The sequence below is a fragment of the Streptomyces sp. NPDC090798 genome, from assembly GCF_044768965.1.
Lineage (GTDB): Bacteria > Actinomycetota > Actinomycetes > Streptomycetales > Streptomycetaceae > Streptomyces.
On record NZ_JBIVXA010000015.1, the window covers coordinates 174,154 to 192,074 of the forward strand.

A 17,921-nucleotide genomic window follows, 5' to 3' on the forward strand; every position below is an offset into this window, starting at 1 on the left:
ATAGGGCATACGGGGCAACAGGAGCTTCTCGCCGACAATGCCACGGATCGCCGCTCCGCGCCCTGTGCACGCAAGGACTCGAGGGGATTTCTGCAAGCGCGCCCCCGGATATTCGCTGGGAGGTGGCGGCCGGGCGACGCGTGGCCCTGTCCGTGCGAGGATCGGGGGGTCAAAAGAAGGCAACGGAAGGCAGATCGTGGCCGAGCAGCTTTACGCCACCCTGAAGACCAACCAAGGCGACATCGAAGTCCGGCTCCTGCCGAACCACGCGCCCAAGACGGTCCGGAACTTCGTCGAGCTTGCCACGGGCGAGCGTGAGTGGATCAACCCGGAGACGGGTGAGAAGTCCACCGACAAGCTCTACGACGGCACGGTCTTCCACCGGGTGATCAGCGGATTCATGATCCAGGGTGGTGACCCGCTGGGCAACGGCACCGGCGGCCCCGGTTACCAGTTCGAGGACGAATTCCACCCGGAGCTCGCCTTCGACAAGCCGTATCTGCTGGCCATGGCCAACGCCGGCCCCGCTACCAACGGCTCGCAGTTCTTCATCACCGTCTCCCCGACGGCGTGGCTGACGCGCAAGCACACCATCTTCGGCGAGGTCACCAACGCGGCCAGCCAGAAGGTCGTGGACGCCATCGCGAGCGCCCCGACCAACCCGCGCACCGACCGCCCGGTCAACGACGTCGTCATCGAGTCGGTCGTCGTCGAGACCCGCAAGGGCTGAGCCCCGCCCCGCGAGGGCTGAGACCCGCGAGGGCTGAGAACCCGCGAAGGCTGAACCCCGCGAAGGCTGAGACCCAAGGACCCGAAGGTCCCGAGGACTCCCGCAGGGAACCAAACGCCCCGCTCATCCGTAAGGATGGGCGGGGCGGTTCAGTGCGTACGACCGGATTGAGGGGACCCCATGGACCAGGCGCCAGGCAATCCGCAGGGCCCGCAGGACCAGGGACATCAGGACGCCCAGGCCCTGCCCACCTGCTACCGGCATCCGGATCGTGAAACCGGCGTGCGCTGCACCCGCTGCGAGCGCCCCATCTGCCCCGAATGCATGATCAGTGCCTCCGTGGGCTTCCAGTGCCCCGAGTGCGTCCGCGCCGGCTCCGGTACGGGCCACGCGCCGTCGGCCTCGCAGCCCCGCACCCTCGCGGGCGGCACCGTCACGGCGGACCCCCGGCTCCTCACCAAGGTCCTGATCGGGCTCAACCTCGCCGTCTTCCTGGTCCAGCTGGCGGTGGGCGACCGCTTCACCGACCGCTTCGACCTCATCGGCCGCGCGTACGTCCCGCTGCTCGGCTCGGTCGAGGGTGTCGCGGAGGGCCAGTGGTACCGAATGCTGACGGCGATGTTCCTGCACGGCGGCTATGTCCACATCCTGTTCAACATGCTCAGCCTGTGGTGGATCGGCGGCCCCCTGGAGGCGGCCCTCGGCCGTGCCCGCTATCTCACCCTCTACTTCGTCTCGGGCCTCGCGGGCAGCGCGCTCACCTACCTCGTCGCCGCGCCGAACCAGCCCTCGCTGGGCGCCTCCGGCGCGATCTTCGGCCTCTTCGGCGCGACCGCCGTCCTGATGCGCCGGCTCAACTACGACATGCGCCCCGTGATCGCCCTGCTGGTGATCAACCTGATCTTCACCTTCGGGTGGAGCAACATCGCCTGGCAGGCCCATATCGGCGGCCTCGTCGCCGGTGTCGTCGTCGGCTACGCCATGGTCCACGCCCCGCGCGAGCGGCGGGCCCTGATTCAGTACGGGGTGTGTGCCGTGGTCCTGGCCGCGGTGGTCGTCGCGACGCTGGTCAGGACGGCCCAGCTCACCTGAGGTACCGCTCGGCTCACCTGAGAAGCCCTGGGGAGCGGTGTTGTCCACAGATCGTGGCGGATCTTGTGCACGCTGTGTGGGAACAGCTGTGCCCCCTGTCGCTGACCCGAGTTTTCGCAGGTCGGACAGGGGGCGAACAGGCTTGCGGATCCCGGTAGGTCAGTCACACCGGCGTCAACCCCGGATGAGTTATCCACAGATCGTCGTTTCTTTTCCACCTGTGGAAACTGCTGTGGATAACTCAGTGGATAACCCTGGGCAGAGCTACTTCCACTGGGTGGAGACGCCGAATCCCGCCGCGATGAAGCCGAAGCCGACCACGATGTTCCAGTTGCCGAGGGCGTCGATGGGCAGCGAGCCGTCCGTCACGTAGAAGATGACGATCCAGGCGAGGCCGATGAGGAACATGGCCAGCATGACCGGTGCGACCCAGCCGCGGCTGGTCAGCTTGATGTTGGTCGCCTGCTTCGCCGGGGGCGGCGTGTAGTCGGCCTTCTTGCGGATACGTGACTTCGGCACGAGGGTCTCTCCTGTCGATGCGCTGCGTGGCCGCGCAGGGAACTGGGGCGGGCTCCGGGGCAGCGTACAAGGGGACACTGAGCGCTCCCCCGGGCGTCCGTTAGCGTAGTGCTTCCGCGGCGCCGAAGGAGATAAGGGTACGTTGAGCAATTCTGCCGACTCCCCCGGGACGGGTTCCAGTCCTGCCGTTACGCGTCGTTTCCGGCCCGTACGTGTACTCACCGTCGCCGTCTTCGCGCTCGCCGGGCTGATTTTCTTCACCAGCTTCAACACGGCCAAGGGCACCAATATCCGCACGGACGCGTCCTTGCTGAAGCTCTCCGACCTCATTCAGGAGCGCAGCCACAAGAACGCGTCGCTGGACGAGTCCAACGGTGTCCTGCGTCACGAGGTCGACACGCTCGCCGGGCGGGAGAACGGCGGCAGCAAGGCCGACACCGCCAAGGTCGCCGCGCTGGAGAAGAACACCGGCACCCAGAAGCTCAAGGGCAAGGCCGTCACGGTCACTCTCAACGACGCCCCGCCGAACGCCACGGCCAAGCTGCCCGGCTACCCCGAGCCGCAGCCCGATTACCTGGTGATCCACCAGCAGGATCTGCAGGCCGTGGTGAACGCCCTGTGGCTGGGTGGCGCCCAGGGCATCAAGGTGATGGACCAGCGGCTGATCTCCACCAGCGCCGTGCGCTGTGTCGGCAACACCCTGATCCTCCAGGGCCGGGTCTACTCGCCCCCGTACAAGATCACCGCGATCGGTGACCCCCAGAAGCTCCAGAAGGCCCTCGCCGACTCTCCGGCGATCCAGAACTACATGGTGTACGTCAACGTCTACGGGCTCGGCTGGAAAGTAGAGGAGGACGGGACGGTGACTCTTCCCGGCTACTCGGGCACAGTGGATCTCCACTACGCAAAACCTGTGGAGTAGTGGCTGAAGCAGCTGCCGCTGGGGGTCCCGTGTCGGTGCGAGTGCTCGTCCGGACAGTGAGCGAACTGTGCATCACCGTCGGCACGGTCATCGTGCTCTTCGTGGTCTACGTCCTGTTCTGGACGGGTGTGAAGGCCGACAGCGAGATGAACCACCAGATCGACCAGCTCCAGAAGCAGTGGTCGAAGGGATCGGTCGCGCAGCAGTCGAAGGCGCCCCCGACCACCCCGGCGACCGGGAACGCGAAGACGCCGACGGCGCAGGCGACCGAGAGCCCGAAGGCCCCGGGCCCCTACGCCTACGGCAAGCCCTTCGCGGTGATGTACATCCCGCGTCTTGGTTTCACGTGGAACAAGCCCGTGCTCGAAGGCACCGGCACGAGCGTCCTGCAGAAGGGGCTCGGGCACTACCGGGGGACGGCCCAGCTCGGGCAGGTGGGGAACTTCGCCGTCGCGGGGCACCGGCGCACGTACGGCGACCCGTTCAAGGACTTTCCCCAGCTGCGCAGGGGGGACGCGGTGGTGCTGACCGACGGGACGACCTGGTTCACGTATCGGATCGACAAAGGCCCCTACAAAACAGTGCCCACGGACGTTGAGGTGATCGATCCTGTGCCACGTAAGTCCGGGTACACGGCTCCGGGCCGCTATCTCACGCTGACCACGTGCGATCCGGAGTGGGGACACAGCCATCGGCTGATCGTCTGGGCACACCTGGATTCCACACAGCCTGTGGAGGCCGGGAAACCTCAGGCGCTACGCCGTTAGTCTGGTCCCGTACGGCGTGGGTCCGATGGTGTAGGGCGTGGCTCTGGTGCCGTGATGCGACGGAAGGGACAGCATGTACGGCTTCATCTGGCGGCATCTGCCGGGTAACGCATGGGTGAAGGCGCTGATCTCACTCGTGCTCGTCCTCGCGGTGGTCTACGTACTCTTCCAGTACGTCTTCCCGTGGGCCGAACCGCTGCTCCCCTTCAACGATGTGACGGTGAACAACCAGTGAGCCCGCGGATTCTCGTCGTCGACAACTACGACAGCTTCGTCTTCAACCTGGTCCAGTACCTGTACCAGCTCGGCGCCGAGTGCGAGGTGCTGCGCAACGACGAGGTCTCGACCGCGCACGCCCAGGACGGATTCGACGGCGTACTGCTGTCACCCGGCCCCGGCGCTCCCGAGCAGGCCGGCGTCTGCGTCGACATGGTCCGGCACTGCGCGGACACGGGCGTCCCCGTCTTCGGCGTCTGCCTCGGCATGCAGTCGATGCAGGTGGCGTACGGCGGTGTGGTGGACCGGGCGCCCGAGCTGCTGCACGGCAAGACGTCGTTGGTGGAGCACGAGGGCAGAGGCGTCTTCGCCGGACTGCCGTCCCCCTTCACGGCGACCCGCTACCACTCGCTGGCCGCCGAGCCGGAGACCGTGCCGGCCGAGCTGGAGGTCACCGCCCGTACCCACGACGGGATCATCATGGGGCTGCGCCACCGTGAACTCCCGGTCGAGGGTGTGCAGTTCCATCCCGAGTCGGTGCTGACCGAGCACGGGCACCGGATGCTCGCCAACTGGCTGGTGGAGTGCGGCGACCAGGGTGCCGTGGCGAGGTCGGTGGGGCTCGCCCCGGTGGTGGGCAGGGCCACGGCGTGACCGCCCTGCGCCCCGAGCGCGAGTCCGGCGCCGCCTACGGCGACACCGGAGACAACGGGTCCTCGTACGGGCAGCAGCCGTACGGGGGACCCGGCGCGTTCGAGGCCGCGGTCGAGCAGCTCGCGGATCCGCTCACCGATCCGCTGCCGGGCTCAAGGGCCGCCGCGCGGCCCGGCGGCTGGCACGCGGCCCCGCCGGCGGCCCACGTACCGCCTGCCGCAGTGTCGGAGGGCGGGCTCGGGCAGGAGTGGTCCGGGCAGGGCCAGCACCAGTACGCCGTGGACGGTCCCGAGGGGTACGCGCGGGACTGGCAGGGGGCGCCGGGGGGTGCGCAGGATCCTGCTCCCGCCTACGGTGAACCGCTCACCAGACCCATGCCCCTCTACGCCGAACCGGTCGGCGCGGCTCCGAAGCTGGACGACGAGACCGTGGCGCTGCGCGCCTCGGAGGTCTCCGAGGCGCGGCGCAGGACCGAGCAGTTGGCGGGCGGGGCCAGGAACGAGGGGGCACCCGCGCCCGGGGGCCGTGCGGCGCGACGCAAGGCGGCGCGGCGTCACGGGCGCCACGGAGGGGCTCAGGAGCCCCAGGAGCTCCAGGGTGCCCAGGAGTCGGTGGAATCGGCGGAGAGGGCCGCTGAGGCGCCGCTGAGCCGTATGGAGGCCCGACGGGCGGCGCGTGCGCAGAAGCCCGGTGCGGCCGTCCTCGTCAGCCGGCTGATCGGCGAGGCGTTCATCACCACCGGCGTCCTGATGCTGTTGTTCGTGACCTACCAGTTGTGGTGGTCGAACGTGCGGGCGCACCAGCAGGCGGGCAGTGCCGCACACCACCTCCAGGAGGACTGGGCGAGCGGCAAGCGGAGTCCGGGGACGTTCCAGCCGGGACAGGGGTTCGCCATCCTGCACATCCCGAAGCTGGACGTGGTCGCCCCGATCGCCGAGGGCACCAGCAAGACGAAGGTGCTCGACCGCGGGATGGTGGGTCACTACGGCGAGGGAGCCCTGAAGACGGCGATGCCGGACGCCAAGACGGGCAACTTCGGGCTCGCCGGGCACCGCAACACGCACGGAGAACCGTTCCGGTACATCAACCGGCTCAAGCCCGGCGACTCCATCGTGGTCGAGACCCAGGACGACTACTTCGTCTACAAGATGACGTCGATCCTGCCGGTGACGTCCCCGGCGAACACGAAGGTGCTGGATCCGATCCCCCAGGGGTCCGGTTTCACGGCGCCGGGCCGCTACATCACACTGACCACCTGCACGCCGGAATTCACCAGCAAGTACCGCATGATCGTGTGGGGCAAGATGGTCGAGGAACGCCCGCGCAGCAAGGGCAAGCCGGACGCGCTCCTCGGGTAGGAGCCCCGTCGGGCACCAGCACGTGAGACAACCTGAGACAGACCAGACGGGGCAGATGCACAGTGGCAGCGAGGACCGACCACGACGAGCGCGCCGAGGCCGACGCCGACGCCGAAAAGGCCGCTCCGAAGCGTCGAGGAGCGAGCCGGATCGCGATGGCGGTCAGCATCCTGGGTGAACTCCTCATCACCGCGGGCCTGGTGCTCGGCCTGTTCGTCGTCTACTCGCTGTGGTGGACGAACGTCGTCGCGGACCGCAAGGCCGACAAGCAGGGCGACAAGGTCCGCGACCACTGGGCCCAGGACAAGGGCGGCCCGGGTGCGCTGGACACCAAGGACGGCATCGGCTTCCTGCACGTCCCGTCGATGAAGAACGGCGAGGTGCTGGTCGAGAAGGACACCTCCACGAAGGTCCTCAACGACGGCGTCGCCGGCTACTACACCGACCCCGTCAAGGCGACGCTGCCGATGACCGGCAAGACGGGCAACTTCACGCTCGCCGCCCACCGCGACGGCCATGGCGCCAAGTTCCACAACATCGACAAGATCAAGAAGGGCGACCCGATCGTCTTCGAGACCAAGGACGACTGGTACGTCTACAAGGTCTTCTCGATCCTCCCGGAGACCTCGAAGTACAACGTCAAGGTCCTCCAGACGGTCCCCAAGCAGTCCGGCAAGACGAAGCCGGGCCACTACATCACCCTGACGACCTGCACGCCGGTCTACACGTCGGAGTACCGCTACATCGTGTGGGGCGAGCTGGAGCGCGTGCAGAAGGTGGACAGCGCGCGCACGCCGCCGGCGGAGCTGCGCTGAGGTGACTCAGTGACTCGCGGAAACTCGGTCACCCGCTCGGATCGGCGATTGCTTGTGTCTCGCGCAAGCCGCTGATCCTTCGGTGGCGCCAACGAAAAACTGTGCCCCGCCCGGGAGTCGTCCCGGGCGGGGCACAGTTCCTTCGACCGCTGGTTCAACCGCCGCGTCAGCCTCCGGTGAGACCGCCGAAGAAGCCGTTGCCGCCATTGTTGTTACCGTTTCCGCCGTTCTGCCCGGAATCGGCCGCGATGAGGTTGACCTTCTGGCCCGCCGTCACCTGCGAGCCCTGCGGCGGATCGCTGGTGATCACGATGGCGTTGTCGTTCTGCGAGCCTGCGACGTTGCCGAGCTGGAGATTGTTCTGCCCAAGGATCTGTTTGGCCTGGGCAAGGGTCATCTGGGTCACCTGCGGCATCTGGAAGGTCTGGTTCTGCAGCTTGCCGATCTGGATGTTCACGCTGGAGTTCTTGTCGACCGGGTTGCCGATCGCCGGAACGGTCGAGACGACCTTGTCGGCCTGGTTCGGGTCGGTCACGTCGATCTGGGTGCAGTTGCCGACGAGGTTGTTGGCCGTCATCGCGGCCTTGGCCTCCTCACACGACTTGCCCCCGACGTCCGGGACCGTGGCCTTCTCCGCGGCCTTGGCGATGGTGAGGGTGATCGTCGACCCCTTCTGCACCTCCGCGCCGAGCTTCGGATCTTGGTCCAGGACGGTGTTCGGGTCCTCCGTGGACACCTGGGTCTGCGTCTTGACCGTGAAGTTGTAGTCGCCGCCCTCGAGCTTCGCCTTCGCGTCGTCGAGGCTCTGGCCCGTGACGCCGGGCACGACGACCTTCGGCGCACCCGTGGACACCACCAGGCTGATGGTGTCGCCCTTGGTGGCCTTCACACCCGCCTTCGGGTCCTGGGAGCAGACGTTGCCCGTCTTCTCGGTCTCGCAGGGTTTCTTGGTGACCGAAACCTTCAGCTCGGCGTTGGTGGCCAGCTGGGTGGCGTCCTTCACTGTCTGGCTGACGAGGTTGGGAACAGCGACGGTGTTGTTGCTCACCCCGTCGCCACCGAAGATCCACTTCCCGATCAGGATCGCGCCGACCAGGACCAGCACACCCGCCACGACCAGCAAGATCGTCGAGGTGTTCGACTTCTTCTGCTGGCGGCGGCGGTCCGGGCGGTCGTCGTAGTTGTTGTAGCCGTAGCCGCCGTCGTCCGGGTTCATCGGAGGCAGCATGGACGTGGCCTGGTCCGTGGAGCGCAGCGCCGTGGTGGCCTGGTCGTCCGGGTAGCCGCCGTAGCCGACGGAGCCCATGGCGGCCGTGGCGGCGACAGGCTGGCCGTCGAGGCAGGCCTCGATGTCCTGGCGCATCTCGTCGGCGGACTGATAGCGGTAGTCCGGGTCCTTGACCAGTGCCTTCAGGACGATCGCGTCCATCTCGGGCGTGATCTCGGGGTCGAAGACCGACGGCGGCTGCGGCTCCTCGCGTACGTGCTGGTACGCGACCGCGACCGGGGAGTCGCCCACGAAGGGGGGACGCACGGTCAGCAGCTCGTAGAGGAGGCAGCCGGTCGAGTAGAGGTCCGAGCGGGCGTCGACCTGCTCGCCCTTCGCCTGCTCCGGGGAGAGGTACTGGGCGGTGCCGATGACCGCGGCGGTCTGCGTCATCGTCATGCCGGAGTCGCCCATGGCGCGGGCGATGCCGAAGTCCATGACCTTGACCTGGCCGTTGCGCGTCAGCATGACGTTGGCCGGCTTGATGTCGCGGTGGACGATTCCGGCGCGGTGGGAGTACTCGAGGGCCTGGAGGATGCCGATGGTCATCTCCATGGACCGCTCGGGGAGCAGTCTGCGGCCCGAGTGCAGCAGCTCGCGCAGCGTGGACCCGTCGACGTACTCCATCACGATGTACGGGATGGAGATGCCCTCGATGTAGTCCTCACCCGTGTCGTACACGGCGACGATCGCGGGATGGTTGAGCGAGGCGGCCGACTGGGCCTCCCGGCGGAACCGGGCCTGGAACGACGGATCGCGTGCGAGGTCGGCTCGCAGCGTCTTCACCGCCACGGTGCGACCGAGCCGGGTGTCATGGGCGAGATGTACCTCCGCCATGCCACCACGACCGAGCACCTGGCCCAGCTCGTACCGGCCGCCGAGGCGACGCGGCTCTTCCATAGCTACCTACCAGCCCTCTCCGTCGGTCCCGACCGCACGCTTGTGTGGTCCGGCGGTGTGCCGTCCGGGCATACCGTACCCGGCTCGGCTTCTGTGACCTGGCCAAGCCCGTCACCCGATACAGGACCGGTATCGCAACGTGCACCGATGTGAAGGGGACGTGACAGGGGTCACTTCTTGCTGTCGATGACTGCCTTCATCACGCTCCTCGCGATGGGGGCGGCGAGACCACCGCCCGTGATGTCGTCACGGTTGGCGCTGCCGTCCTCGACCACCACGGCCACGGCGACCGGCGAGCTGCCGTCGGGGAGCTTGGCGTACGAGATGAACCACGCGTACGGCTTCTCGCTGTTCGCGACACCGTGCTGGGCCGTACCGGTCTTGCCGCCCACGGTGACGCCGGGGATCTGCGCCTTGGTACCCGTGCCCTCCTTGACGACCGTCTCCATCATCGACTGCAGGATCTGGGCGTTCGACTGGGAGAGCGGCTGGCTCATCTTCTGCGGATCGGTCTGCGAGATGACGTCCAGGTTCGGGGCCTGCAGCTTGTCGACCATGTACGGCTTCATGAGCGTGCCGTTGTTGGCGACGGCGGAGGCGACCATGGCCATCTGCAGCGGGGTCGCGGCGGTCTCGAACTGGCCGATGGAGCTGAGCGCGGTCTGCGGCTTGTCCATCGTCTTGGGGAAGTTCGAGGCGTTGGACCGTACCGGCGTGAACTGCTCGGAGTTGAAGCCGAACTTCTCGGCCTCCGCGAGCATCTTGTCCTTGCCGAGGTCGGCGCCGATCTTGCCGAAGACCGTGTTGCAGGACACCTTGAGCGCCACGCGCATGGTGGCGTTCTTGCAGGGGATGTTCCCCTCGTTCTTCAGCTCGGTCGAGGTGTTCGGCAGGGTGTACGGCAGCGGCGAGTCCGTGTTCTCGTCCGCGGACTTGTACAGACCGTTCTCCAGCGCCGCCGCCGCGGTGACCACCTTGAAGGTGGAGCCCGGCGGGTAGGTCTCGCGCAGCGCCCGGTTGAGCGTCGGGTCGTCGGGGTTGTTCTTCTTCTGCAGCTTCGTCCAGGCCTTGCCGTCGACGGTCGTCGAGTTCCCGGCGAAGGTCGACGGGTCGTACGACGGGGTGGAGGCCAGCGCCAGGATCGCGCCGGTCTGGGGGTCGATCGCGGCGACGGCGCCCTTGCCCCGGCTCAGCAGGCCCTGGTAGGCGGCCTTCTGCGCGGCGGCGTTGAGGGTGGTGACGACATTGCCGCCCTGCTTCTTCTTACCCGTGATCATGTCGAGGGTGTTGCGGAAGAAGAGCCGGTCGTCGTTGCCGGTGAGGATACCGTCGTCGATGCTCTCCAGCTGGGTGGCGCCGAAGGCCTGGGAGGCGTACCCGGTGACGGGGGCCCACATCGCGCCGTCCTTGTAGGTGCGCTTGTACTCGAAGTCGTTGATGCCGTTCTTGGTCGACTTGGCGGCCCCGGTGATCGGGTTGCCGTCGACGATGATGTCGCCGCGCGGGGTGGCGTACCGCTCGATGGCGACGCGGCGGTTGAGCGTGTCGGTCCGCAGGCTGTCGGCCTGGACGTACTGGATGTAGTTGTCGCGGATGAGCAGGGCGAGGACGAGGAGCCCGCAGAAGAGCGCGATCCGGCGCAGGGGCTTGTTCACGGGCGGACCACCTGGGTCATCTCGGCATCGGGGCTGGGGGCGGGTGCGGGTGCCGGGCGGCGGGCGGTGTCGCTGATTCTGATGAGGATGCCCATGAGCGCCCAGTTGGCGATGACGGAGGAGCCTCCGTAGGCCACGAACGGCATCGTCATACCGGTGAGCGGGATCAGGCCCATGACGCCGCCCGCGACGACGAAGACCTGGAGCGCGAAGCCGCCGGAGAGGCCGACGGCGAGGAGCTTGCCGAACGGGTCGCGGGCCGCGAGCGCCGTACGGATGCCGCGCTCCACGATCAGGCCGTAGATGACCAGGATCGCCATGATCCCCGCCAGGCCCAGTTCCTCGCCGAAGCTGGCGAGGATGAAGTCGGAGTTGGCGGCGAACCGGATGAGTTCGGAGTGGCCCTGTCCCCATCCGGTGCCGAGCGTGCCGCCGGAGCCGAAGGCCCACAGGGCCTGCATGGCCTGCTCGGAGTGGAGGATGCCGTCGTGGGTGCCGGCCTGGCTGAGCTTGTACTCGTGCAACGGGTTGAGCCAGGCCTGGACACGCGTCTGGATGTGCGGTTCGAAGCTCGCCACGCCCACGGCGCCGACCGCCGACATCAGCAGACCGAAGACGATCCAGCTGGTCCGCTCCGTGGCGACGTACAGCATGATCACGAACATGCCGAAGAACAGCAGCGAGGTACCGAGGTCGGTCTCGAAGACCAGGATCAGGATGGAGACGAACCAGACCACCAGGATCGGGCCGAGGTCGCGGCCGCGCGGCAGGTAGAGGCCCATGAAGCGGCGGCTGGCGAGGGCCAGCGCGTCGCGCTTCACCATGAGGTAGCCGGCGAAGAAGACCGCGAGAATGATCTTCGCGAACTCGCCGGGCTGGAGGGTGCCCAGACCGGGGATCGAGATCCAGATCTTGGCGCCGTAGATGTTGGCGCCGAGGCCCGGGACCAGCGGCAGCAGGAGCAGCACCAGGGCGCCGAACATGGAGATGTAGGTGTAGCGCTGCAGGACGCGGTGGTCCTTCAGGAAGACCAGCACGGCGACGAACAGACCGATGCCCAGCGCGGTGTACATCAGCTGGCGGGGCGCTGCCGGGGCGAAGTTGGGCAGCGACTGGAGCAGCTTGGACTGGTCGAGGCGCCAGATCATCACCAGGCCGAGGCCGTTGAGCAGCGTCGCCAGTGGCAGCAGCAGCGGGTCGGCGTACGGCGCGAACTTGCGGACGCCGAGATGGCCGACGCCTGCGATCAGGCCGAGGCCGAGGCCGTAGCTCAGCAGGCCGGACGGCACCTTCTCGTCGATGGCGAGGCCCACGTTGGCGTACGCGAAGACCGGGATGAGGACGGCGAACACCAGCAGCGCCAACTCGGTGTTGCGGCGGCTCGGTGTGCCGATCGATCCGATGGTCGACGTGTGGTGCGTCGGCGTGTTCGTACTACTGCTCATGGTGTGACAGGGCCCCTCACGGCTTCTTACTGCTTACCGCACAGCGAGACCAGCTTCTGCTCCTCGTCGGAGAGGCTGGGGCCGGGTGTGGGAGTGGGTGCGGCGGAGGTGGACGGTTTCGAAGACGGTGCCGAGCCCGATGGGTTCGGCGTCGCGGACGGGCTGGACGTGGCCTTGGACGTCAGAGAGGTGGTTGTGGTTCCCGTTGTTCCACCTGCCTGGCCGGTGCCGGTCTTCGCGCTGTTCTGGCTGTCGGCGGCGCGGCGCTCGGCGTCCTTCTTGCACGCGGAGGCCTGTGTGGCGAGCTCGCTGATCTTCTTCTGGGCGTTCTGGAGGCCGCCCTCCGCGATCGTCGCCGTGACCTGCTTCTGCTGGTACGGCGGCAGGTACTTGAGTTCGATCTCGGGGTGATCCTTCTCCACCTTCGACAGCGAGACCCAGGCCAGGTCCTGGCTGATCCCGCGGTACAGCGCGACGTGCTGGTCCTGGGTGCCGACGTAGTACTGCGTCTGCGTCCACTGGTAGCCGCCGTACAGACCGCCGCCGATGACGGCGAGGGCCAGCGCGGTGTAGAGGGATCTCTTCAGCCACTTGCGTCCGGCGCTCGGCTTGACGAAGTCCTCGTCGGAGTAGTCGCCGTAGCCGCCCGTGGAGACGTAACCGGTGGTGTCGCCGCTGCCGGGCGGGCCGAACTCGCCGCCACCGCCCTGTCCGGGCACCGGACGGCCGAGGCTGGAGGCGCGGCCCGCGGGGGTCTGCATGGCGCCGTTGTCGTGCAGCTGGTGCTGGTTCTCGGCGACCGCGCCGACCACGACCGGGGTGTCGGAGAGCTGGGCGGCGAGGGTGTCGCCGGAGTCGATGTCGAGGACGTCGGCGATGATCACGGTGATGTTGTCGGGACCGCCGCCGCGCAGCGCGAGCTCGATGAGGTTCTGGACGGTCTCCTGCGGGCCCTGGTAGCTGGCGAGCGTGTCTTCCATCGTCTGGTGGGAGACGACGCCGGACAGGCCGTCGGAGCAGATCAAGTAGCGGTCGCCGGCGCGGACTTCGCGGATGGAGAGGTCCGGCTCGACGTGGTCGCCGCTGCCCAGCGCGCGCATCAGGAGGGAGCGCTGCGGGTGGGTGGTGGCTTCCTCTTCGGTGATGCGGCCCTCGTCGACGAGGCGCTGCACCCAGGTGTGGTCCTGGGTGATCTGCGTGAGGACGCCGTCACGCAGGAGGTACGCGCGGGAGTCGCCGACGTGCACCAGGCCGAGGCGCTGACCGGTCCACAGGAGCGCGGTGAGGGTGGTCCCCATGCCCTCCAGCTGGGGGTCCTCCTCGACCATCATCCGCAGCTGGTCGTTGGCACGCTGTACGGCGGTGCCCAGCGAGGTGAGGATGTCGGAGCCCGGGACGTCGTCGTCGAGCGCGACGATGGTGGAGATCACCTCGGATGAGGCGACCTCACCGGCGGCCTGGCCGCCCATTCCGTCGGCGATCGCGAGCAGGCGGGGACCGGCGTAGCCGGAGTCCTCGTTGCCCTCGCGGATCATGCCTTTGTGCGATCCGGCGGCGAAGCGCAGTGACAGACTCATGCGCACCTCGCCCGTCGGCTCCGGGTACATCCGCACGGTGCCCACCCTCCGGTCGGGAGCGCGCCGGGGTCCGTCGTGTGGACCGCCGCTGCGTGCTCGCTCCGCTCGCGCTCATTCATGATGTAGCACTACTTCCGCAGCTCGATGACGGTCTTGCCGATGCGGATCGGCGCGCCCAGCGGAACGGGCGTGGGAGTCGTCAGTCGGCTCCGGTCGAGATAGGTGCCATTGGTGGAGCCGAGGTCCTCGACGATCCACTGGCCGTCCCGGTCCGGGTAGATCCTGGCATGACGGCTGGACGCGTAGTCGTCGTCCAGCACGATGGTGCTGTCGTGCGCGCGGCCCAGGGTGATGGTCTGCCCCTGCAGCGCGACGGTCGTGCCCGTAAGGGTGCCCTCGGAGACGACCAGCTTGGTGGGGGCGCCGCGGCGCTGTCGGCCACCGCCGCCGCCGCTCGGCGGCGCCGCCTGCTGCTGGCGCTGCGGAGGTGGTGTGGCCTGGCGCGCGGCTTGCTGCGGCCTGGAGGCGTCCCTGCGCGAGCCGCGCTGTGTGACGCGCGTCCCGAACAGGTCGCTGCGGATGACCTGCACGGCCACGATCACGAACAGCCACAGTACGGCCAGGAAACCTAGCCGCATGACCGTGAGGGTCAGCTCTGACATTGCCCCCGCTTCACCCTTCGGCTTGCCGGTAAATGATGGTGGTGCTGCCCACGACGATCCGCGAGCCGTCGCGGAGCGTAGCGCGGGTGGTGTGCTGCCCGTCCACCACGATGCCGTTGGTGGACCCGAGATCCTGGATCGTCGAGGGCGTTCCGGTCCGGATCTCACAGTGCCGGCGGGATACGCCGGGGTCGTCGATCCGCACGTCGGCTTCGGTGCTGCGGCCCAGCACCAGCGTCGGGCGGGAGATCTGGTGGCGGGCGCCATTGATCTCGATCCAGTGCCGCATGCGGCCGCCGGCCGCCGGGCCCGGAGCCGCGCCGGGCCGGGAGCCCATCGGCGAGGGGCCGGGGCGCGCGCCGGGCGGCGGCGCGGACGGCATCGGGGGAGCGCCTGCGGGAGCCGCGCCCGGGGCGGCAGCCGGATAGCCGTAGCCACCGGGCCGGCCGGGGGGCGGGCCCGCGGGGGCGCGCTCGGGGGCCTGCTGGTCGGTGGAGGAGGCGAGCGTACGGCTGCGCACCCGGTAGAGACCGGTGTCGAGGTCGTCCGCCTTCTCCAGGTGGACCTTGATGGGGCCCATGAAGGTGTAGCGCTGCTGCTTGGCGTAGTCGCGCACCATCCCGGCGAGCTCGTCGCCGAGCTGGCCGGAGTAGGGGCTGAGGCGCTCGAAGTCGGGCGCGCTCAGCTCCACGATGAAGTCGTTGGGTACGACGGTCCGGTCGCGGTTCCAGATCGTGGCGTTGTTGTCGCACTCGCGCTGCAGCGCTCCGGCGATCTCCACGGGCTGGACCTCGGACTTGAACACCTTGGCGAAGGTGCCGTTGACCAGACCTTCGAGACGCTGCTCGAACTTCTTCAGGACTCCCATGGGGCACCTCCTCCTTCGTAGCCGTCCTGGTTCTGCCTGCTGTCCACGTCGTACTGCGTACGGCCCGCCGTGTCGTACGGCCTGCCGTGGTCGTCCTGGTCCTGCTGGTACTGCTTACTGATCGTATCCACGCGTCGGGAAATCGGCTGGTTCCCCCTGTCGGCCCTGTCGACGGGTGTCGACGCCTTCCGAAGTCCCTTCCCGGAGTTCCCTCCGAGGCTCCTCTTCGAACACTTCCCGGCACTACTCCTGCCAAGGATCGTAGAGGCGGCCCGAGACCAGTGTCCCGCACCTGACTGTGCACCCTGCCCTGCTCCTGGAGAGATGGCCTGGACCGGTACGAGGTTGATACGTGAACTGGTTAGGCCTGAGACGTGCGGTGCCGGCGGGGCCCGTGGCCGTGGGAAAGGGATGTGATTCCACCCCGGGCACCGTGCTAATCTTCTGCATGTCGACAGGCGCTCGCACCACTCGGTGAGAGACCAAAGACACACCCAATGCGCGGGTGGCGGAATAGGCAGACGCGCTGGATTCAGGTTCCAGTGCCCGCAAGGGCGTGGGGGTTCAACTCCCCCCTCGCGCACCAGGAGAAACCGACGAAACGGGTTCTCGCCAGTGACGAAAGTCATGGTGAGGGCCCGTTTCTCGTTGTTGCGGCGGGCCCGGGCCCGGACGTGCGGTGGGCCCCGGCCCGGACGGTGACGCGGCAGGGCTCCGACGGTGAGGTATCTCACGGTCGGGGCCCTGCTTTTCGTTCTGGTTGTTCTCCGGTCGGTGCTGGGGTGTGGCGCTGGTCCCCGGGTCAGGCGGCCGGCATCAAGTGGCCGGTGGGTGTCCAGGCTCCGCGATCTTTGTGTCTTCCGCCGGTGGTGGGTGCGGCGGCAGGGGCGGTCGCGGTGGTGGGAGCGGCGGCGGGGGCGGTCGCCGCCGAGCGCCAGCGTCTCGAGCCATTTCTTGATCTTGCGGGGGTTGGCGTGGGCGAGTTGGAAGGCCAGGAGGATCGTCTGGGCCTCGATGCCGCGGATGCGGCGTGAGCCCGCTGCTTCGATGCCCTCGGCCAGTGGGTTCTTCGCGTAGCCGTTGTAGCCCTCGACGCTGTTGCGGAGCCGGAAGTAGATCTTCTGCCATTCCGGGCCGCCGTACTCCAAGGACTGCCAGTGCTTGGCGCCGGTTTCGGGGCTGACGGTGATCGTGCGCTGGCGGGCAGACCTTGAGGGGGCCCGCTGGGCTGGGCTCCGGGTCGACGAGGGGGAGGTGGATGCCGCGGCCGAGCGTGTGCGGTTTGAGGGGGCACTGGGCCTTGCCTGCTTCGGCGGGGCACATCATCCGCTGGTAGCCGTCGGTGTCCGCGTTCTCTTTGGGCATGGCGCGGTAGCCGCGGCGGGCCCCGATCAGCCTGGTCCAGGTCTCCTGGTCGATGCGTTCGGCGTGCAGGTCGATGGTGGCGTTGATGCGGGGTTCGGCATGGACGGGCAGTACCAGCGGCCCTCGACGAGGATCGCGCCGGCCGTCTCGGCCTGCTTGCCGAGCTGGTCTGCCCGGTAGTCGTAGACGGGCTTGTAGCAGCCCATGGCCCGGATGGGGAGCTGCCACTCGTCGGGCTCGGAGTTGTTGTAGGCGCGGTCGCCCGCGAGGAAGCCGGGTTTGTTCAGCCACGATTTCGCATGCGGTTGAGGATCTTCACGCCGTTGTAGGCAGGCCGGTGGCCGTGCTTGTCGAGAGCGACGCCGAGGTACTTCTTCTTGAGCGAGGTCTTCTTCTGGCGTTGGGGAGCTTTGGCGTGGCTCTTCTTGGCGGGCGGCGGGGGTGGGCGCAGGGTGCCGGAGGCGGGCGTGTCGGGGTCTCGGTGGTCGCCTTCGCGAACGTGCCAGCCGGCGGCGGGGTCCGTGGCGAGCTCGGGGCCGTTCGTGCGGCGGCCGCGGGAGAAGGAGCGGACCGGTGTGGCGCCCACGCCCAGGGAGATCTCCGCCAGCTCGCTCAGCAGGCTGTGGAGAGGGCGTACGGAGGCGTCCAGGATGAACTCGGTGAAGAGGGCGAGCCGTTGCTCGCGTTCGGCGAGGTCGTCGGAGGCGGCGTTCGCTGCGAGTTCTCGGGCCTCTTTACGCGAGAGGTTCTTGCTGCACGGGAGCGGGGACGGGTTCATGGCGTCCTTCATCGCGTGGAAGAGCCGTCGGACGACGGCGTAGGCCGCCTCGAACCCCGGGTCGTGGGTCCGGGAATTCGGGTATGTCGAGCAGGGCGCGCGTCCGCGGTGTGGTGCGGAAGTACCGGATGTCGGTGACGCGTTCCAGCACGATCTTGCCGCCGGTGGCCTGAGTGCACAGGTGGAGGCCGATCAGCAGGCTGCGGAGGTGCGCGTGCGGCGGCGGTTGGCGTGGACCAGGTGGAAGGCCAGCAGAAGTGTCTGGGCGGCGATGCGGCGGGTGCCGGCATCTTCGGAGGCGTTCGTAGAGGGGGTCCTTGGCGTAGCCGTT

18 protein-coding genes and 1 tRNA gene are annotated in these 17,921 nt (G+C 68.1%); 9 read left to right on the forward strand and 10 right to left on the reverse strand.

Annotation, left to right across the window (positions count from 1 at the left end; genetic code table 11):
* Positions 1-196: 196 nt before the first annotated feature.
* Together ACIQTP_RS30045 and ACIQTP_RS30050 are read left to right on the forward strand one after the other, a co-directional pair.
* Positions 197-730: a peptidylprolyl isomerase gene (locus tag ACIQTP_RS30045; protein ID WP_403405487.1), complete on the forward strand. Its 534-nt coding sequence runs from the start codon at positions 197-199 to the stop codon at positions 728-730.
* A 180-nt stretch (positions 731-910) separates the two neighbouring features.
* On the forward strand, positions 911-1,822 hold the full coding sequence (locus ACIQTP_RS30050; protein WP_403405490.1) for a rhomboid family intramembrane serine protease: 912 nt from the start codon (positions 911-913) through the stop codon (positions 1,820-1,822).
* 264 nt (positions 1,823-2,086) lie between these two features.
* On the opposite strand, the gene crgA is transcribed toward ACIQTP_RS30050, so the two are convergent.
* Positions 2,087-2,341: a cell division protein CrgA gene (gene crgA / locus ACIQTP_RS30055; protein WP_054236413.1), complete on the reverse strand. Its 255-nt coding sequence runs from the start codon at positions 2,339-2,341 to the stop codon at positions 2,087-2,089.
* A gap of 142 nt (positions 2,342-2,483) precedes the next feature.
* Between crgA and ACIQTP_RS30060 the strand changes: the two genes are divergently transcribed.
* The 6 genes from ACIQTP_RS30060 to ACIQTP_RS30085 all read left to right on the forward strand — a co-directional run bounded on the left by ACIQTP_RS30060 (position 2,484) and on the right by ACIQTP_RS30085 (position 7,073).
* Positions 2,484-3,263, forward strand: a complete 780-nt coding sequence (locus tag ACIQTP_RS30060) for a DUF881 domain-containing protein (RefSeq protein ID WP_403405493.1) — start codon at positions 2,484-2,486, stop codon at positions 3,261-3,263.
* Positions 3,264-3,298: 35 nt separating this feature from the next.
* Complete coding sequence (locus ACIQTP_RS30065; protein WP_402039385.1) at positions 3,299-4,030, forward strand: class E sortase; 732 nt, start codon at positions 3,299-3,301, stop codon at positions 4,028-4,030.
* A 73-nt stretch (positions 4,031-4,103) separates the two neighbouring features.
* Complete coding sequence (locus ACIQTP_RS30070; protein ID WP_165854063.1) at positions 4,104-4,265, forward strand: hypothetical protein; 162 nt, start codon at positions 4,104-4,106, stop codon at positions 4,263-4,265.
* Positions 4,262-4,900, forward strand: a complete 639-nt coding sequence (locus ACIQTP_RS30075; protein ID WP_403405496.1) for an aminodeoxychorismate/anthranilate synthase component II — start codon at positions 4,262-4,264, stop codon at positions 4,898-4,900. Before ACIQTP_RS30070 ends, ACIQTP_RS30075 begins: the two co-directional genes overlap by 4 nt.
* Positions 4,897-6,258 (forward strand): class E sortase, encoded by a 1,362-nt coding sequence (locus tag ACIQTP_RS30080; protein ID WP_403405499.1) that lies wholly within the window; start codon positions 4,897-4,899, stop codon positions 6,256-6,258. The genes ACIQTP_RS30075 and ACIQTP_RS30080 overlap by 4 nt, the downstream gene beginning before the upstream one ends.
* A gap of 62 nt (positions 6,259-6,320) precedes the next feature.
* Entirely contained in the window at positions 6,321-7,073 is a 753-nt protein-coding gene (locus ACIQTP_RS30085; protein ID WP_403405502.1) for a class E sortase, read from the forward strand.
* A 166-nt stretch (positions 7,074-7,239) separates the two neighbouring features.
* Here ACIQTP_RS30085 and pknB read toward each other — a convergent pair whose 3' ends face one another.
* From pknB to ACIQTP_RS30120, 7 genes are all read right to left on the reverse strand, one after another.
* Entirely contained in the window at positions 7,240-9,240 is a 2,001-nt protein-coding gene (gene pknB, locus ACIQTP_RS30090; RefSeq protein WP_403405506.1) for a Stk1 family PASTA domain-containing Ser/Thr kinase, read from the reverse strand.
* Between the two features lie 170 nt (positions 9,241-9,410).
* Positions 9,411-10,895: a peptidoglycan D,D-transpeptidase FtsI family protein gene (locus ACIQTP_RS30095; RefSeq protein ID WP_403405509.1), complete on the reverse strand. Its 1,485-nt coding sequence runs from the start codon at positions 10,893-10,895 to the stop codon at positions 9,411-9,413.
* Positions 10,892-12,340, reverse strand: coding sequence for an FtsW/RodA/SpoVE family cell cycle protein (locus ACIQTP_RS30100; RefSeq protein WP_403405512.1), 1,449 nt, complete (start codon positions 12,338-12,340; stop codon positions 10,892-10,894). The genes ACIQTP_RS30095 and ACIQTP_RS30100 overlap by 4 nt, the downstream gene beginning before the upstream one ends.
* Positions 12,341-12,366: 26 nt before the next feature.
* Complete coding sequence (locus ACIQTP_RS30105; RefSeq protein WP_403405625.1) at positions 12,367-13,947, reverse strand: Stp1/IreP family PP2C-type Ser/Thr phosphatase; 1,581 nt, start codon at positions 13,945-13,947, stop codon at positions 12,367-12,369.
* 98 nt (positions 13,948-14,045) lie between these two features.
* The gene (locus tag ACIQTP_RS30110; protein WP_403405515.1) at positions 14,046-14,579 is read right to left on the reverse strand and encodes an FHA domain-containing protein; all 534 of its coding nucleotides are present in this window, start codon (positions 14,577-14,579) and stop codon (positions 14,046-14,048) included.
* A 10-nt stretch (positions 14,580-14,589) separates the two neighbouring features.
* Positions 14,590-15,447, reverse strand: coding sequence for an FhaA domain-containing protein (locus ACIQTP_RS30115; RefSeq protein WP_402038950.1), 858 nt, complete (start codon positions 15,445-15,447; stop codon positions 14,590-14,592).
* Positions 15,435-15,578, reverse strand: a complete 144-nt coding sequence (locus ACIQTP_RS30120) for a hypothetical protein (RefSeq protein WP_165854062.1) — start codon at positions 15,576-15,578, stop codon at positions 15,435-15,437. Before ACIQTP_RS30120 ends, ACIQTP_RS30115 begins: the two co-directional genes overlap by 13 nt.
* Positions 15,579-15,946: 368 nt before the next feature.
* On the opposite strand from ACIQTP_RS30120, the gene ACIQTP_RS30125 reads away from it, so the two are divergent.
* Positions 15,947-16,033, forward strand: a tRNA-Leu gene (locus ACIQTP_RS30125).
* Positions 16,034-16,838: 805 nt separating this feature from the next.
* On the opposite strand, the gene ACIQTP_RS30130 is transcribed toward ACIQTP_RS30125, so the two are convergent.
* Positions 16,839-17,018: a hypothetical protein gene (locus tag ACIQTP_RS30130; protein ID WP_403405520.1), complete on the reverse strand. Its 180-nt coding sequence runs from the start codon at positions 17,016-17,018 to the stop codon at positions 16,839-16,841.
* 77 nt (positions 17,019-17,095) lie between these two features.
* Positions 17,096-17,590, reverse strand: coding sequence for a hypothetical protein (locus tag ACIQTP_RS30135; RefSeq protein ID WP_403405523.1), 495 nt, complete (start codon positions 17,588-17,590; stop codon positions 17,096-17,098).
* Positions 17,591-17,921: the final 331 nt, after the last annotated feature.

Excerpts from the sequence above, each read along its gene's own strand:
- ACIQTP_RS30100 (WP_403405512.1), bottom strand. The coding sequence starts at position 12,340 with ATGAGCAGTAGTACGAACACGCCGACGCACCACACGTCGACCATCGGA.
- ACIQTP_RS30110 (WP_403405515.1), bottom strand. The coding sequence starts at position 14,579 with ATGTCAGAGCTGACCCTCACGGTCATGCGGCTAGGTTTCCTGGCCGTA.
- pknB (WP_403405506.1), bottom strand. The coding sequence starts at position 9,240 with ATGGAAGAGCCGCGTCGCCTCGGCGGCCGGTACGAGCTGGGCCAGGTG.
- ACIQTP_RS30130 (WP_403405520.1), bottom strand. The coding sequence starts at position 17,018 with ATGGGCTGCTACAAGCCCGTCTACGACTACCGGGCAGACCAGCTCGGC.
- ACIQTP_RS30050 (WP_403405490.1), top strand. The coding sequence starts at position 911 with ATGGACCAGGCGCCAGGCAATCCGCAGGGCCCGCAGGACCAGGGACAT.
- ACIQTP_RS30105 (WP_403405625.1), bottom strand. The coding sequence starts at position 13,947 with ATGTACCCGGAGCCGACGGGCGAGGTGCGCATGAGTCTGTCACTGCGC.
- ACIQTP_RS30135 (WP_403405523.1), bottom strand. The coding sequence starts at position 17,590 with ATGAACCCGTCCCCGCTCCCGTGCAGCAAGAACCTCTCGCGTAAAGAG.
- ACIQTP_RS30070 (WP_165854063.1), top strand. The coding sequence starts at position 4,104 with ATGTACGGCTTCATCTGGCGGCATCTGCCGGGTAACGCATGGGTGAAG.
- ACIQTP_RS30115 (WP_402038950.1), bottom strand. The coding sequence starts at position 15,447 with ATGGGAGTCCTGAAGAAGTTCGAGCAGCGTCTCGAAGGTCTGGTCAAC.